Annotated in this window: 13 protein-coding genes; 5 read left to right on the top strand and 8 right to left on the bottom strand. The window is 36.4% G+C overall.

Features of this window, described 5'->3' with window-relative positions; genetic code table 11:
• Positions 1-49 precede the first annotated feature (49 nt).
• Both ACNFU2_RS06165 and ACNFU2_RS06160 read left to right on the top strand, forming a co-directional pair.
• On the top strand, positions 50-676 hold the full coding sequence (locus ACNFU2_RS06165) for an SGNH/GDSL hydrolase family protein (RefSeq protein ID WP_418124163.1): 627 nt from the start codon (positions 50-52) through the stop codon (positions 674-676).
• On the top strand, positions 677-1009 hold the full coding sequence (locus ACNFU2_RS06160; RefSeq protein WP_172278932.1) for a gamma-glutamylcyclotransferase family protein: 333 nt from the start codon (positions 677-679) through the stop codon (positions 1007-1009).
• Positions 1010-1057: 48 nt separating this feature from the next.
• Here ACNFU2_RS06160 and ACNFU2_RS06155 read toward each other — a convergent pair whose 3' ends face one another.
• The gene (locus ACNFU2_RS06155; protein WP_418124161.1) at positions 1058-1414 is read right to left on the bottom strand and encodes a diacylglycerol kinase family protein; all 357 of its coding nucleotides are present in this window, start codon (positions 1412-1414) and stop codon (positions 1058-1060) included.
• A gap of 199 nt (positions 1415-1613) precedes the next feature.
• Here ACNFU2_RS06155 and dnaN point away from each other — a divergent pair, with 199 nt between their 5' ends.
• From dnaN to ACNFU2_RS06140, 3 genes are all read left to right on the top strand, one after another.
• Entirely contained in the window at positions 1614-2744 is a 1131-nt protein-coding gene (gene dnaN / locus ACNFU2_RS06150) for a DNA polymerase III subunit beta (protein ID WP_172278928.1), read from the top strand.
• A gap of 203 nt (positions 2745-2947) precedes the next feature.
• Positions 2948-5350, top strand: a complete 2403-nt coding sequence (gene pheT / locus ACNFU2_RS06145; RefSeq protein ID WP_172278926.1) for a phenylalanine--tRNA ligase subunit beta — start codon at positions 2948-2950, stop codon at positions 5348-5350.
• Between the two features lie 145 nt (positions 5351-5495).
• Positions 5496-5906: an META domain-containing protein gene (locus tag ACNFU2_RS06140; RefSeq protein ID WP_418124158.1), complete on the top strand. Its 411-nt coding sequence runs from the start codon at positions 5496-5498 to the stop codon at positions 5904-5906.
• Positions 5907-5955: 49 nt separating this feature from the next.
• Here ACNFU2_RS06140 and ACNFU2_RS06135 read toward each other — a convergent pair whose 3' ends face one another.
• From ACNFU2_RS06135 to ACNFU2_RS06105, 7 genes are all read right to left on the bottom strand, one after another.
• On the bottom strand, positions 5956-6195 hold the full coding sequence (locus ACNFU2_RS06135; RefSeq protein WP_007845674.1) for a hypothetical protein: 240 nt from the start codon (positions 6193-6195) through the stop codon (positions 5956-5958).
• A 36-nt stretch (positions 6196-6231) separates the two neighbouring features.
• On the bottom strand, positions 6232-7548 hold the full coding sequence (locus ACNFU2_RS06130) for a hypothetical protein (RefSeq protein WP_418124155.1): 1317 nt from the start codon (positions 7546-7548) through the stop codon (positions 6232-6234).
• Positions 7549-7631: 83 nt separating this feature from the next.
• Positions 7632-8522: a 3-hydroxybutyryl-CoA dehydrogenase gene (locus tag ACNFU2_RS06125; protein ID WP_418124891.1), complete on the bottom strand. Its 891-nt coding sequence runs from the start codon at positions 8520-8522 to the stop codon at positions 7632-7634.
• Between the two features lie 19 nt (positions 8523-8541).
• Positions 8542-8949 carry a hypothetical protein gene (locus ACNFU2_RS06120; RefSeq protein ID WP_273648351.1) on the bottom strand — a complete coding sequence of 136 codons (408 nt, stop codon included), beginning with the start codon at positions 8947-8949 and terminating at the stop codon, positions 8542-8544.
• A gap of 75 nt (positions 8950-9024) precedes the next feature.
• The gene (bla-A, locus tag ACNFU2_RS06115) at positions 9025-9903 is read right to left on the bottom strand and encodes a CGA/CIA family class A beta-lactamase (protein ID WP_418124152.1); all 879 of its coding nucleotides are present in this window, start codon (positions 9901-9903) and stop codon (positions 9025-9027) included.
• 177 nt (positions 9904-10080) lie between these two features.
• Positions 10081-10587 (bottom strand): hypothetical protein, encoded by a 507-nt coding sequence (locus ACNFU2_RS06110; RefSeq protein ID WP_172278916.1) that lies wholly within the window; start codon positions 10585-10587, stop codon positions 10081-10083.
• 14 nt (positions 10588-10601) lie between these two features.
• Entirely contained in the window at positions 10602-13589 is a 2988-nt protein-coding gene (locus ACNFU2_RS06105) for a hypothetical protein (protein ID WP_418124150.1), read from the bottom strand.
• Positions 13590-13629: the final 40 nt, after the last annotated feature.

Raw genomic sequence — 13629 nt, 5'->3', positions numbered from 1 at the left:
AACTTCTTACCGCTTTAAAATCTTAGTGATTAAATTATAAGACTTAGAAATGAAAAGAATGATTTATGCGCTGTTCTTTGGGGACAGTATTACATATGGTGAATATGACGGAGTATTTGGTGGATGGGTTGATATTTTAAAAAGATATGCATTACAGAAATTCCATGAAGGTCACAATGAATTGATTGTTTATAATTTAGGAATCGGAGGAGAAACAACGGAAGGTCTGATAAAGAGGATACCTCATGAGCTGGCTGCAAGGAATTCCGCAGATGGGAATGTTGTTTTTATTGCCTATGGGGCAAATGACCTAGCTATTAAAAATGGAAATAAAATGGTAGCGCCTGAGGATTTTACGGCTAATATTGAGGAGGCCATCAGAATTGCAAAACAATTTACGACAGATATATATCTGGTGAGCATTCTTCCTTTTTCTAAAAATGTAGATGGAATTGAAGTTGCTTCCGGAAAGCTGAGAACCAATGATGAGGTCCTTACTTACAATAGTATTCTGAAAGGCATGACAGAAAAGCATTCTTTAACCTATATCGATTTTTATTCCGCATTGGTAGACGATAAAGAAGTTCTTCTTTCCCAGGACGGCGTACATCCCAATGAAAAAGGGTATGGAATGATGGCCGAAATTGCAATTCCAACCATTGAAAAATATTTATAAATGCCTTATTTATTTTCATACGGAACTTTACAGAAAGAGCAGGTACAGACCCAAACCTTTGGAAGGTTGCTCAAAGGTGATAAAGATGTTCTCATAGGTTATACATTAAAAATGCTTGAGATTACAGATCCGGAAGTTCTGAGAAAAAGTAACCAGAAATACCATCCTATTTTAACGTTTTCAGGTCATGTCGAAGACCAGGTAGAAGGGATGCTTTTTGAGATTACAGACGATGAAATTCTGTTGGCTGATGCGTACGAAGTGGACGATTATAAAAGAATCGAAACAATTTTTAAATCCGGAAGGAAGGGCTTTATTTATGTCGCAAGATAATTTTAAGCAACAGTAATTATTCTAAGCAGAGCACGATTTCGGCTTTCTCTAGCTGAATAGATACTTCGGATAAACCAAAATCCCTACAATTAATGATACAATAGCCATAAGAATTACAGCACCTGCTGAAATATCTTTAATAAAGCCTATTCTTTTATCAAATTCAGGCTGAATGATATCGCAGATCCTTTCAATGGCAGTGTTAAGAATTTCCGTACTTAAAACCCCAAAAGAAACGATGAGGACGAGGGCAGTATCGAATTTTGATAACTGTAAATAAAAAATAATGAAAATGTTGATCAGCAGAGCAATACACTCGATCTGAAAATTTCTTTCTGTTTTTATCATTAAAAAAAGACCTCGAAAAGCATTCCGGAAACTTGTATGAATAGGAGGTTTACGCATGATAAAAAAGATTATGTACAAATATAATTAATTGATCAAAGAAAATGCCTATCTTTAGTCCTTAATGATGGTTTATCCATTAAAAAAGTATCCCGGAAGTAGTTTTAAAAATCTTTTACTCGTTGTTAATAACTCTCAGAATTATATTTTTTAATCTATTTTCTATTTATTATATTTGTAAAAATTTATTTTTAAATCTATGAAATTTATTATTTCAAGTGGTGAATTGCAGAAGGCTTTGCAAACTGTAAGTGGCGTAATATCAAGCTCTCAATCGAGACCGATCTTAGAAAACTATCTTTTCGAATTAAACGAAACCCAGGTTACCATTACAGCATCTGATGGCGAAACAACTCTTGTAACTTCTTTGGAAGTAAAGTCTGATGATTCGGGTAAATTTGCTGTTCCTGCTAAAATTTTTCAAGATTTTATCAAAACATATGGTGAACAACCGCTTACATTTTCTGTAAAGGATAATGCTGAGGGAACGGGTAGCCAGCTGGAAATTTTGGATGAAAAGGATAATTTCGCAGTAGCATTGGATAATGCGGATGATTATCCGGAGCTTCCTGAATTTGATGCTTCACAAAGTGTGACCATGTCCGCAGGTATTTTATCTGAAGCACTTACCAATACTCTTTTTGCAACAAGTAATGATTCTCTTCGTCCGGTAATGACAGGAGTTTTATTCCAGTTCGGGGAAAATGAGACGAATTTTGTTTCTACAGATTCTCACAGACTGGTTGTTTACAAAAGAATGGACCTGATGAACGTAGAACCTATGGAGTTCATCATGCCTAAAAAACCTTTAAATATTTTCAAAAATATATTGGCAAGTTCCAACGAAGACGTTACTATCGATTTCAATGAGAACATGGCTAAATTTACTTTTGGTAAACATATCTGGATCTGTAGACTGATTGACGGAAAATATCCTAACTATACTGCGGTTATTCCAAAAGAAAATCCGAATGTATTAACAATCAACAGAAACCTGCTATTAGGTGCGATCAAAAGAGCATCGATCATGTCTAATAAATCAACCAATCAGGTAAGATTTAAATTATCTGCCAACATTCTTCACCTTCACGCAGAAGATACGGAATATGCAAACAAAGCAGATATGCAGATCCCTTGTGATTATAACGGAGAAGATATCAACATCGGGTTTAGCTCTAAGTTTTTAACAGAAATGTTGACTATTCTTGGTTCTGACGATATCACAATGAAAATGTCTCAGCCAAACAGACCGGGAATCATTGAACCTCTTGACGGTCTTGAAGAAAACGAAAATATCTTAATGTTATCAATGCCGGTAATCGGACTATAAGATTAAGCTCAATTAAATAACAGAGGTTTTGAATTTTCAGGACCTCTTTTTTTTTTTGCGTTCAGTTGGGAAGTTAAAAATTTCGTTATTTCTTAAAAAAACACGACCTTTGTAAACGCAAAATTCGAAGTAAAAATTTTCAAAATAAAGTGAATGAAACCTTATAGGTTGGCATTTAACCGATAAAAAATAGATTTAAGCAGATGAAAATATCAAATAACTGGCTGAGAGATTACATAAAAACGGAATTGAAAACTGAAAGAATCGGTGAGTTCCTTACAGATATTGGTCTTGAAGTTGAAGGTATAGATAAATTTGAAAGTGTAAAAGGAAGCCTGGAAGGAATTGTAGTAGGTAAGGTCTTAACCTGCGAAAAACATCCGAATGCTGACAAACTCAAGAAAACAACTGTAGATGTAGGAAACGGAAAGGTGCTTAACATCGTTTGTGGTGCTCCTAATGTGGAAGCCGGACAAACTGTTCCAGTTGCAGTGGTGGGAACAAAAATCTACGATAAGACCGGAAACTTTTTTGAAATTAAAGAAGCAAAGATCAGAGGTGAAGTTTCACAAGGAATGATCTGCGCAGAAGATGAGCTAGGCCTTAGTGAGGATCATGGAGGAATCATGGTTCTTGACGAAGCACAATATGAAGTAGGAAAGAATTTTGCAGATTATTTTGAATTGGCAACTGATGAGGTAATTGAAATTGGTTTAACGCCTAACAGGACCGATGCTATGTCGCACTACGGTGTAGCAAGGGATCTTTATGCTTTTCTTTCAACCAATCAGCAAAAAGCCCAGTTCGAAAAGGTAGCTTCGGAACCATTAAATAATGAAGGGGCACATAACTTTACTTTAGAAGTAGAAGATGCTGAATTATGCCCTAGATATATCGGAGCTGTTATTGAAGATGTAAAAGTAGCAGAATCTCCGGCATGGTTGAAAAACAGATTGAAAGCAATCGGTTTAAGCCCGATCAACAATATCGTGGATATTACCAATTATATTCTTCACGGATTCGGACAACCGCTCCATGCTTTTGATGCAGACAAAATTGCTGATAAAAAAGTAAAAGTAGGGACCGTAAAAAAAGGAACAAAATTTACGACTTTGGATGGTGTGGAAAGAACTTTAAACGGTTCTGAAGTCATGATCAAAGATGGAAAAGATAAACCGATGTGTATTGCCGGTGTTTTTGGTGGTGCCAATTCCGGAGTTTCTAATGAGACAAAAACAATCTTTTTGGAAAGTGCTTATTTTAATCCGGTAGCGGTAAGAAAAGGAGCCAAACTTCATGGATTGAACACGGATGCATCATTCAGGTTTGAAAGAGGAGTGGATCCTAACCTTACAAGAACAGCTATTACCCACGCTATCAAAATGATCCAGGAAATTGCAGAAGGAAAACTGGTTGGAGAGTTGCTGGAAGAATATCCAAAGAAAATTGAAGACAGCTATGTTATCATAAGGTTCTCTAAAATAGAACAGATTCTTGGAACTAAAATTCACAGAGAAAAAGTAAAAGAGATTTTAAAAGCTCTTGAAATTAAAGTTTTGAACGAAATTCAAAATGGTTTGGAAATTTCTGTTCCGGCTTACAGAGCTGATGTGACGAGGGAAATTGATGTTATCGAAGAGATTTTAAGGATCTACGGATATAATAAGATTGATGCTCCACAAAAGATATCATTTACACCTGTAAAGCTAAGCGCTAATGATCAGGATGAATTGGAAAACAATTGGGCAAGAACTTTACAAAGTTTAGGTTTTAATGAAGTAATGAACAACTCACTTACTTCTGTAAAAGATGAAACGGATGCTGTGAAACTGCTGAATCCTTTGAGTGGTGATCTGGCTTTCATGAGAAAATCCTTGTTGGAAGGGCTTCTTCAAAATTCCATCTATAATATTAACAGAAAGAACCAGGATATTAAATTCTTTGAGTTTGGAAAGATTTATCACAAAAGAGCTCAATATGAAGAAAGGAAACAGCTGGCTATTCTTGTTTCAGGAAGAGAGGTTGCTGAAAACTGGTTACAGCCGAAATCAGCAACGGATTTCTACAACCTGAAAGCTTATGTGAAAGTATTGCTGGAAAGATTGGCAATCGATTATAAAGAAGTTGCTTTGTCCGATAACAGATTCTCGGATGCAATTGCTTATGAAGCTGATGGAAAAGTATTGGTAAGAATTGGAAAAGTGGCTCCGGAATTATTGAAAGATTTCGATATTGACCAGGACTGTTTCTATGCCGAAATTGAACTTGAATTGGCTCAACAATTACGATCTGGGAATGAATTGAAATTCAGGGATATTCCTAAATTCAATAAAATCAGAAGAGATCTTGCATTGCTGATCGATAAGAATATAACATATCAGGAGCTGTATCAGACAGCCAAAAAGAATAAATCTCCTTTCATTAAAAACATCAATCTGTTTGATGTATACGAAGGAAAAAATCTTCCGGAAGGAAAGAAATCCTATGCGATGAGTTTTGAGTTATTAAATGAGGCAAAAACTCTTGAGGAAAAAGAAATTTCCGAAGTAATGGATTCTTTGATTAAATCTTTCCAGAAAGAATTCAACGCAGAATTAAGATCATAAATATAAAGAAACGGGCTAAAGCCCGTTTTTTTGTTATATACATTGATAACGGACAGGCTTTAGCCTTCCAAGAATAATAAAATTCTTTCAAAGCCGTTTAAATAATATAATTTCCGTAAATTTGGTTAAATCAAAAAAGAAAAAAATGAAAAATCTTTTTTTAAGTATTAGTGCAGCCGTGATTTTGGCGTCGTGCGGAACTATGTCAAGCGCATCTGCTTCAAAAGTAGGAAAATCTCAGCCTTCATTGGTCAATACAAAATGGACTTTAGCGGATAATGTAAAAGGGAAAGTTCCTACATTGAATATCGAGGGAGAAAAGATCAATGGAAATTCCGGATGTAATAACTATTTTGGTACGGTAAAGCTTGATGCTTCTACAGGTAATTTTTCAGCAGGGCAAATGGGTTCTACAAAAATGGCCTGTGATAATATGAATGTGGAGCAGAACTTCATGGATATGATGGGAAAAGCAAACAAGTACGTAATTTCAGGAACAACTTTGGAATTGTATAAGGACAATCTTTTATTATTGAAATTTAATAAATCAGAATAAAAAATAAAAGGAACTCAATTGAGTTCCTTTTTTATGTTTTAGGGTTTTCTTATTCTTCCTCTTCTTCGTCGTATTTAGCTAATTCTTCATCACACCATTTGAACGCTGCTTCTACCACTTTAGTAGCTTCATCTGCCATGGTCTCTTCATCGTCTCCTTCCAAATCATCCAGCCACTCAACTTCTTCTTCCTCAACGTTCAAGATAAATCTTGGGTATTCTGTATGAACCACGAATAAATCCTCAGGAAATTCCGAATTGTCTGCTAATAAAAACTTTGGTAATTTCATTTTTTTAATATTTTAACTTTCTCAAAGATAATAAAATTATTGATATTTGTTCTTGTCGATCCTAATTTTTTGTAAAACTTTGTACTGGGTAAGTGTAGTTTTCTGTAGGGTATCTTGAGGCTTGAATGTCAGGCTTATATTGGAATTGACTGTGCTTATTAATTCTGCAACCTGTATTTTTTCCAGGTCCTCGGTAGTTTCCAGATAAAATGTGATAGGTTTATCCTTAAGGTTTTCAGTTTCTAAAAATTGACTGATATTTTTTCTGTTTTCCAGATAATTGCCTTTTGAAAGCCAGGTAAAGAGTATTCCTGACAGCAAACTTAATGCTCCGATTGCATACACTTTTATATTGAAGATATCAAAGAGTCTTTTGAAGTACATTAGCCACAGAGGTAGGCTGAATGGAGCTAATAACCTATAATCTATAGGATTTACAGGATAAAAATACTGAACAAAAAAGGAACATATGATTCCTGAAATTCCAATAACAAGAAAGAACAGATCACTGTCAGATAACCAGATCTTAATAAAAAGAAATACCATCAGACAGATATTCAGAAATCCGATACCATAAATCACATTATTAATCAAACCACCTCCCGGATCTGCAATATGAATAAAAGGATTAAAAGTAGTAGCAAGACCCTGAAACAATTCAACCAACAGCTGTGAAGTAGGGTGGAGACCCATTTCTAAGGATTGCTTAATGTAGTTTTCATTAAAATAATCCAAAAAAGTAAACTTGTATAAAGCTACAAAACCACAACCAATGAAACCTGAAATAATGAAAGTACGGGCATACTTTTTTTTCCATACCAATAATCCGAAAAGCCCTGTTCCCCCCATAATAAACAATGAACTATAGCGGATATTATATAAGGCAATTAATGATAACGAAAGATAAAATACAGCTTTTCCTTTTTCCAGTTTTCCAGTAATAATTAAATGTGCCGTATACAGGAATAAAAATACAAATGGAAGGATGAGCGCTTCACTCATCGTAAAAGAGTAAATTGACACGAAACTAAATAAAGCACTGACGATAACAGATTCTTTAAAGAAAAAGTTTTTTTTCCAGGCAAAGGCCGCAATAAAAAGAAAAGCCAGAATCCCGATTACTTTACTGCTCCAGAATTCGTCCATCCCCAGATATGTAAAAAGCTTAATACTTAACGGATATCCTACAGGTGTTGTCGTATTATCAATAGTCGGGAATACATGAGCAAATCTCATATACCGGATTGAATCCGGGCTTACCCTGCCTTTCTCATTGAGTAAAAAACGTAAAATGGTCATCATTACAATAATGATGACCAATGATATCTGAATATTTTTTTCTTTAATTTTCATTAGGGTTGTGATCAATGATAACAGCCAGAACAGACCGTTGTTCAAATGTATAACTTATAACTCACAACTGATAATCCTGAGAATTATTTCGAGAACATTTTTGAAATTTTTTCAGCTTTTTTGCTTTCGGAGTAGTCATAAAAACCTTCTCCTGATTTTACTCCCAGTTTTCCTGCCATTACCATATTTACCAATAGAGGATTCGGGGCATATTTTGGATTTTTAAATCCGTCATACATCACATTAAGAATAGCAAGACAAACATCAAGACCAATGAAATCAGCCAGCTGAAGAGGTCCCATTGGATGAGCCATTCCAAGTTTCATTACCGTATCAATTTCTTCAACGCCTGCAACACCGTTATATAATGTTTCAATAGACTCATTGATCATAGGCATTAAAATTCTGTTAGCAACGAAACCAGGGTAATCATTCACTTCCACAGGCACTTTTCCTAACATTTTACTCATATCATAGATGATATCAAAAGTCTCTTTGGAAGTAGAGTATCCTTTAATGATTTCAACCAGTTTCATAATTGGAACAGGATTCATAAAGTGCATACCGATCACCTTATCAGCTCTCTTAGTTGCAGCGGCTATCTTTGTAATGGAGATAGAAGAAGTGTTGGTTGCAAGAATACAGTTTTCCGGAGCAAATTCATCCATCTGTCCGAAGATTTTCAGTTTCAGATCCTGATTTTCAGTAGCTGCTTCTACGATTAAATCAGCGGTTCCCACAGCTTCTTTTAACTCTGTAAAAGTGGTGATATTTCCTAAAGTTTCTGCTTTTTGCTCCTCTGTAAGGTTGCCCTTTGCAATTATTCTGTCGAGGTTGGTGGTAATGGTTTTTACTCCTCTGTCTAAAGCATCCTGAGAAACATCTACAAGATTTACTTTAAATCCGCTTTGCGCAAAAGTATGTGCAATACCATTTCCCATGGTTCCAGCTCCGATAACTACAACGTTTTTGATCATTTTTCCTTTAATTAAATTATTTTTTATAGATAGTTAAATTTCTTGAATTGGCTAAATCTGCTTTTGTGACGATTTGCGTTTCATCAAAGTTCACATTTCCGCTGTTGCTTTTTCTTACTGCATTTTGAGAAGATATAGCAGCCTTAAGTCCGGATATGAACTTCTTTTTTTTAGTTTTTGCTAAGGAATCGATCCCGATATAAAGATTAAATTCCCCCTCTCTGCCCAGTCCGCTTTGTTTGTAAATTTCAAAAGGTTTTGTCTTATTCTTTTTTTGAAACTTTGATATGTAATTAATCACAGGATCTTCGGAAGGTGTTCCGCAACAAATACTTGCGTAGCCTACCTGTAAATAGTTCTGGCTCTTTTGAGAAAAAAAGAAGCTGAAACAAAAAATGCTGAAAAGTATTGCTATTTTTTTCATTGTAATAAATAAGATTAGGTTTAATCACGCCCTAATTGAGCGCTTTTTATTTCGCTTAAAATTAAGCTTTAATATTTACTTACTAAAATCATCCCAAACTGCTTTTGAAATATCTGAAATGATTTTACAGTTTGCAGCTTCTGTTTCCATAGAGTTGCTTACAAATACAGCTATGGCATAATGTTTTCCATTCGGAAGGGTTACAATTCCCATGTCGTTTTCAGCACCGGTAAGCCCATCTTTATTTTTACCTGAAGAGCCTGTTTTATGAGCCACAGGTGTATTTTTAGGAAGCTGCTCAATCAGTTTGTTTGTTCCTGTTTTGGTGCCTAGCATTACCTTCATCAGGTAATCTGTGGATTTTCTGGAAAGTAACTGTCCCTTATAAAACTTTTTTAAAACCTGTACGATGGAGTTCGTTGAACTGTAATTTTGATATTGTGCATTCCAGTCTTTATGCATTTCATCTTCGTTAAAGCGAATCTGGAAATTTTTTATTCCTTTGGTATCCATAAATTTTTGAACTGTATCCGTTCCGCCAATTAACCTTAAAAGGATATCACACCCATTATTATCACTCTGCGCAACGGTGAAGTCTATAATTTCACTTAAAGGAAGTTCAATATTACCATTGGGATATTTTTCTCTAAGTGGCGACCATGTATCCTCAAGAAGATCTGATTTTTTAACTAAAATCTTCTGATGTAACAACAGTTTTCCTTTATCTACAAAATTGAGAACAGTGGCAGCAATATGAAATTTGAAGACACTTTGCATAGGAAGCTTTTTATCTCCGCTTTTGCTGTAAAGTGATTGATTTTCCATTTCCAGTACAGAAACTCCTACAGTAGCTTTTTTGTCATTGATGATAGAATTTATTTTTTGTTCCAGGGCTGTATGCTGGGCAAAAGTAAATGTAGAAATCAAGAGAAAGAGAAATCCAGCTTTTTTCATAATGGTCAATTTATATCGCCGTAAATTTAAAAAATAAATCTCTTTACATGTATAACCATAGCTTAATTTATTAGGATATACTCAGGTCTTGACAATAGAAATGAATAATCCGGAAAAGGTACTCTTCCGGATTAAATAATATCGATTAATTGCTAATCTTTTATAAGGCGCAATACATTAAAAGTATGTCCACTTGGTGCCATTGAACACGGCAACCTGATTAGTTGCCGTATCATAGACCATAAGTCCAGTTGGCGGAGAAGAGAATCTTTCCGACGGCTGGCTTATCGATGGCAATACAAGGGCTTTATCTCCCTGTTTTGCTTCTAGAATAAGTATTCCATCTGCATCAGAAGTATCTGACCCGATAATCATCTTTTTACCATTAGCGTCCGAACCCGAAGGCGCACCTCCCGTAGTGCCTCCTGCAGCAGGTGGATTCCAGGCCGGAGTGGTACCTCCATAATATCTGAAGCTTCCTGTAGCGGTATCCCAAACCATAGTACCCTCGCTTGCATTCATTGTGGTGGCATTTTCTACTTTAGGTAGGACGATTCCCCTGTTAGAGGAATTACCGAATTCTAATATGGTATTATTATTTGTGATGCTTTTCTTACCGATTGCAACCTGGGCATTAATGCCTGAGCTTATTAGCAATACTGAGATTAAGAATATATTTTTCATCTTGTATGTTTTTTTTAATTACAGAAAATAGAAGTGGATGTAGAGGTTCCTAAAGTTCTCCATTCTGTTCCGTTATATACTTTAAATTCTTTTTTCGTGGTATCATATACGATCATACCCTTAAGTCTGTTTCCTGCGGGAATGTTATTAGCATCCGAAACTCTTGTAATTACCATTCCTTTAGATTTGGCATTAAGTTCCAGCCAAGTGTCAGAAGCAGATGGTAATAACCGCGGAATTGATGATATACCTACCTGACCTCCTTTTACAGTACTTCCTGTTATATTAAGATTAGCTTTTGCAAGGGTAAAATATGAATTACTGTTGTCTGCAAAATTGGGGATAACATCAATGGTATTATTTGTTCTTACAACTTTCTGATAAATAGAGTTGGTAAATGACGGATCCTGAGAAATAAGCATATAATAGTTTTCTCCTGATGCAAGTGCAGGAATGTTGGTTGCATCGAAACGGAGATTGATACATCCTACTTTATTCGTATCGGTTGCTTTCCATTGAAGAGCAAGCGAATTGTTGAACTGAGTACCGTCAGCCGCAGTAATGGTTTTCCCGGTAAAAGTCTGTGCTCCATTATTAGATGCAAAAATAAGGTATTGACCATCAGTCAGCTGATTAGCATGGGTATCATTTTGATTGATGAAATTATTATCTGTAGATGCAGTAATAATGTTGGTAGCTTGTCCGCCATCATTGTTGATGGATTTTGAGATCCGTTGGTCTAATCCACCACGTAAATCTTTTGCTACCCCAAAAATGTCATATTGGTATGTTGCGTCAGCAGTGAAAACAGGATTTCCGGTACTGTTGCGATAGTTGGTATCCGTGGTAAGATCGGCCAATGTTGTTCCGTATTTTATGGCAAGATAACTTTCTACCTGGCGGCGCTCTGTTTCGGTTAAAGCAAATCCGAACGCAAGATGTTCTGCAATCTGTGCAGTAATCCCTACCTCGTTACCTGGCATACTCGACTGGTTATTGGCGCCATATACAAACCCTCCTTGTCCTATGTATACAGTCTGCCCTGTAAGATTAGTTCCAATACCACTACCGTTTAACCTATGTTGTACGGTACTATTGGTCGCACTAAGACTCACATTGGAAATATTGGAAAGCGTTGTACTCAAAGCCGGATTAAGTACTGTGTTGGTCGCATTATTACTGGTTGGGGTATTTCCTCTCGATAGATAATTAGCCTGTGTAAGAGTATTCCAATCATAGATTGCAGCCCCGGCCGCTGAGTTTTTTAAGTCAAAATTAACTCCAAAAAAACGGTTATTGGCAGTCCATACATTATCTTTTATTACGTAAAACATTTCTAATTCGGAATTAGAACCTTCAAAAGGTGCTACGCCTTCATTTCCTATCGCCTGATTAGTATTGGTAAAATCAATATAGGGGTTAAAGTTAAAAGTAGCAGCAGTAGCAGCATCATTTACCTGAACATAATTGGGTTTTGTAGTTACATCCGCAACTTGTGAGGTTTTAATCCCGAACATCTGGTCCACCCATTGGTTTACTGTTCCGGAGGCAGCAGTTACATCTTTATCTGCTCTGTTCCAGAAATTCCCCAATACTCCTCCGGGACCTATCGGAGTTCCTGCAATGGTAAAGTAAAAAGTGCCATTGGAAGTAAATCCGTTGAAAGCTTTAGAAGCTACTCTATAGGGTTCGCTCACATACTCCTCTCCGTCCACAGTATGGGTATTGGTTCCGATAGGTATAAAGTGAGTGTTACTTGAAAAATCACTCGTTGTACTCATGATCAGATATAGTGGTTTTTCACTCAATGTAAAACTGTTGATCAAACCTCTAAGAACATTGAAATATACGTCATCATTTCCATTTATATTGTAATTGCTGGTTTGGGCTTTCCACACTTTGGAAAACCGATGCGTAACCGATGGGAATCCTGAGTTGGTATAAGGGGTAAATCCAACTGTACCATTGGTTCCCCAGGTGAGAAATTCCCTATCGTTATCAAATGAGTTAGCCGCAGCATGTGTTGCATTGTCTTGGGAAGCGGAATTACCTAAACTGATCAGTATTTCGTTGGTACTGTTGATGCTTTTAGATTGAACTTGTTTCAGGGCACTTGCATCATCACGACCAATTCCTGCAATATTGTTAGAATAACCGGAATTGGATGCCGCATCCCATATGGTCGTACCTTGCGAATTCACATAGCTGTATGGTGTGGTCTGATCCATGGAAGTAGCATATTTAATAGCAAGATAAGACCGTACTCTTTGAAGTTCAGCATCAGTCAGTACCCGTTCGTATGCAATTACCTCAGACATATTCCCATCCGTAACTTCAGGTTGTGAACCTAATATGGAACCGTTAGCTGTTAATGCATATCCTGCGGCAAAAGTCCCTGATGCAGAAGTAACAAAAGAATTGAGTCCGTGTTTCATTCCACCGGCAACTCCGATTTCCCAGGAAACATCAGATAAATAAGTTTTTCCGATATCCAGTTTCTGATTAGGACTGTTAGGTGGATTGTACGGATAAAGCTGCATAGCTTTATTTCCGTTAAAACTTGCTGTCAATACAGGAGAATTGGCTTGCATAAGGCCTGCTCCGGTTCCTGTATTCCCGAATCCCAGGTAGTCCCGGTAAGTAGTGTCGGAGTTTCTATTGACAATAATAAAAATATTACCATTGAGCCTGTTGGCGGTAAATGGCTTACCCGATGGTACTACCATAAATCGTGCATCTGCACCTGTCGTTCCAAAGCTGACAACCGGATTAAAATTATACCTGGCATTGGCAGGTTGCAAAAAAGGTTGTCGTGAAGCGTTGGTTTGCGTGTAATTGTTACCGGCAGGGGACTGGTCAGTCCATTGGGAAGAAGTAAACCCGTTATCTGCCTTAAGCCAGATTCTCAAATCTCCTGATACTCCTCCTGGTGCCTGCGCATGAGCACCAAAAGATCCTATCAGTATTCCGATTAAAGAATACCGAAAATTTTTTTTTTTCATCATTTATTAATTTACAATTATAACGCATATCTAAAATGAT

It is taken from the genome of Chryseobacterium sp. PTM-20240506, from assembly GCF_048296755.1.
In the GTDB taxonomy this organism is placed as follows: Bacteria; Bacteroidota; Bacteroidia; order Flavobacteriales; family Weeksellaceae; genus Chryseobacterium; species Chryseobacterium proteolyticum.
Note: the sequence above shows the minus strand (reverse complement) of the source record. Positions and strands in the feature narration are given on the sequence as shown.

What these genes read in the sequence shown, in the direction of transcription:
- ACNFU2_RS06110 (WP_172278916.1), bottom strand. Translation starts at nt 10,587, where the DNA reads ATGAAAAATATATTCTTAATCTCAGTATTGCTAATAAGCTCAGGCATT.
- ACNFU2_RS06120 (WP_273648351.1), bottom strand. Translation starts at nt 8,949, where the DNA reads ATGAAAAAAATAGCAATACTTTTCAGCATTTTTTGTTTCAGCTTCTTT.
- bla-A (WP_418124152.1), bottom strand. Translation starts at nt 9,903, where the DNA reads ATGAAAAAAGCTGGATTTCTCTTTCTCTTGATTTCTACATTTACTTTT.
- ACNFU2_RS06140 (WP_418124158.1), top strand. Translation starts at nt 5,496, where the DNA reads ATGAAAAATCTTTTTTTAAGTATTAGTGCAGCCGTGATTTTGGCGTCG.
- ACNFU2_RS06105 (WP_418124150.1), bottom strand. Translation starts at nt 13,589, where the DNA reads ATGAAAAAAAAAAATTTTCGGTATTCTTTAATCGGAATACTGATAGGA.
- pheT (WP_172278926.1), top strand. Translation starts at nt 2,948, where the DNA reads ATGAAAATATCAAATAACTGGCTGAGAGATTACATAAAAACGGAATTG.
- ACNFU2_RS06155 (WP_418124161.1), bottom strand. Translation starts at nt 1,414, where the DNA reads ATGCGTAAACCTCCTATTCATACAAGTTTCCGGAATGCTTTTCGAGGT.
- ACNFU2_RS06165 (WP_418124163.1), top strand. Translation starts at nt 50, where the DNA reads ATGAAAAGAATGATTTATGCGCTGTTCTTTGGGGACAGTATTACATAT.
- dnaN (WP_172278928.1), top strand. Translation starts at nt 1,614, where the DNA reads ATGAAATTTATTATTTCAAGTGGTGAATTGCAGAAGGCTTTGCAAACT.
- ACNFU2_RS06130 (WP_418124155.1), bottom strand. Translation starts at nt 7,548, where the DNA reads ATGAAAATTAAAGAAAAAAATATTCAGATATCATTGGTCATCATTATT.
- ACNFU2_RS06135 (WP_007845674.1), bottom strand. Translation starts at nt 6,195, where the DNA reads ATGAAATTACCAAAGTTTTTATTAGCAGACAATTCGGAATTTCCTGAG.
- ACNFU2_RS06160 (WP_172278932.1), top strand. Translation starts at nt 677, where the DNA reads ATGCCTTATTTATTTTCATACGGAACTTTACAGAAAGAGCAGGTACAG.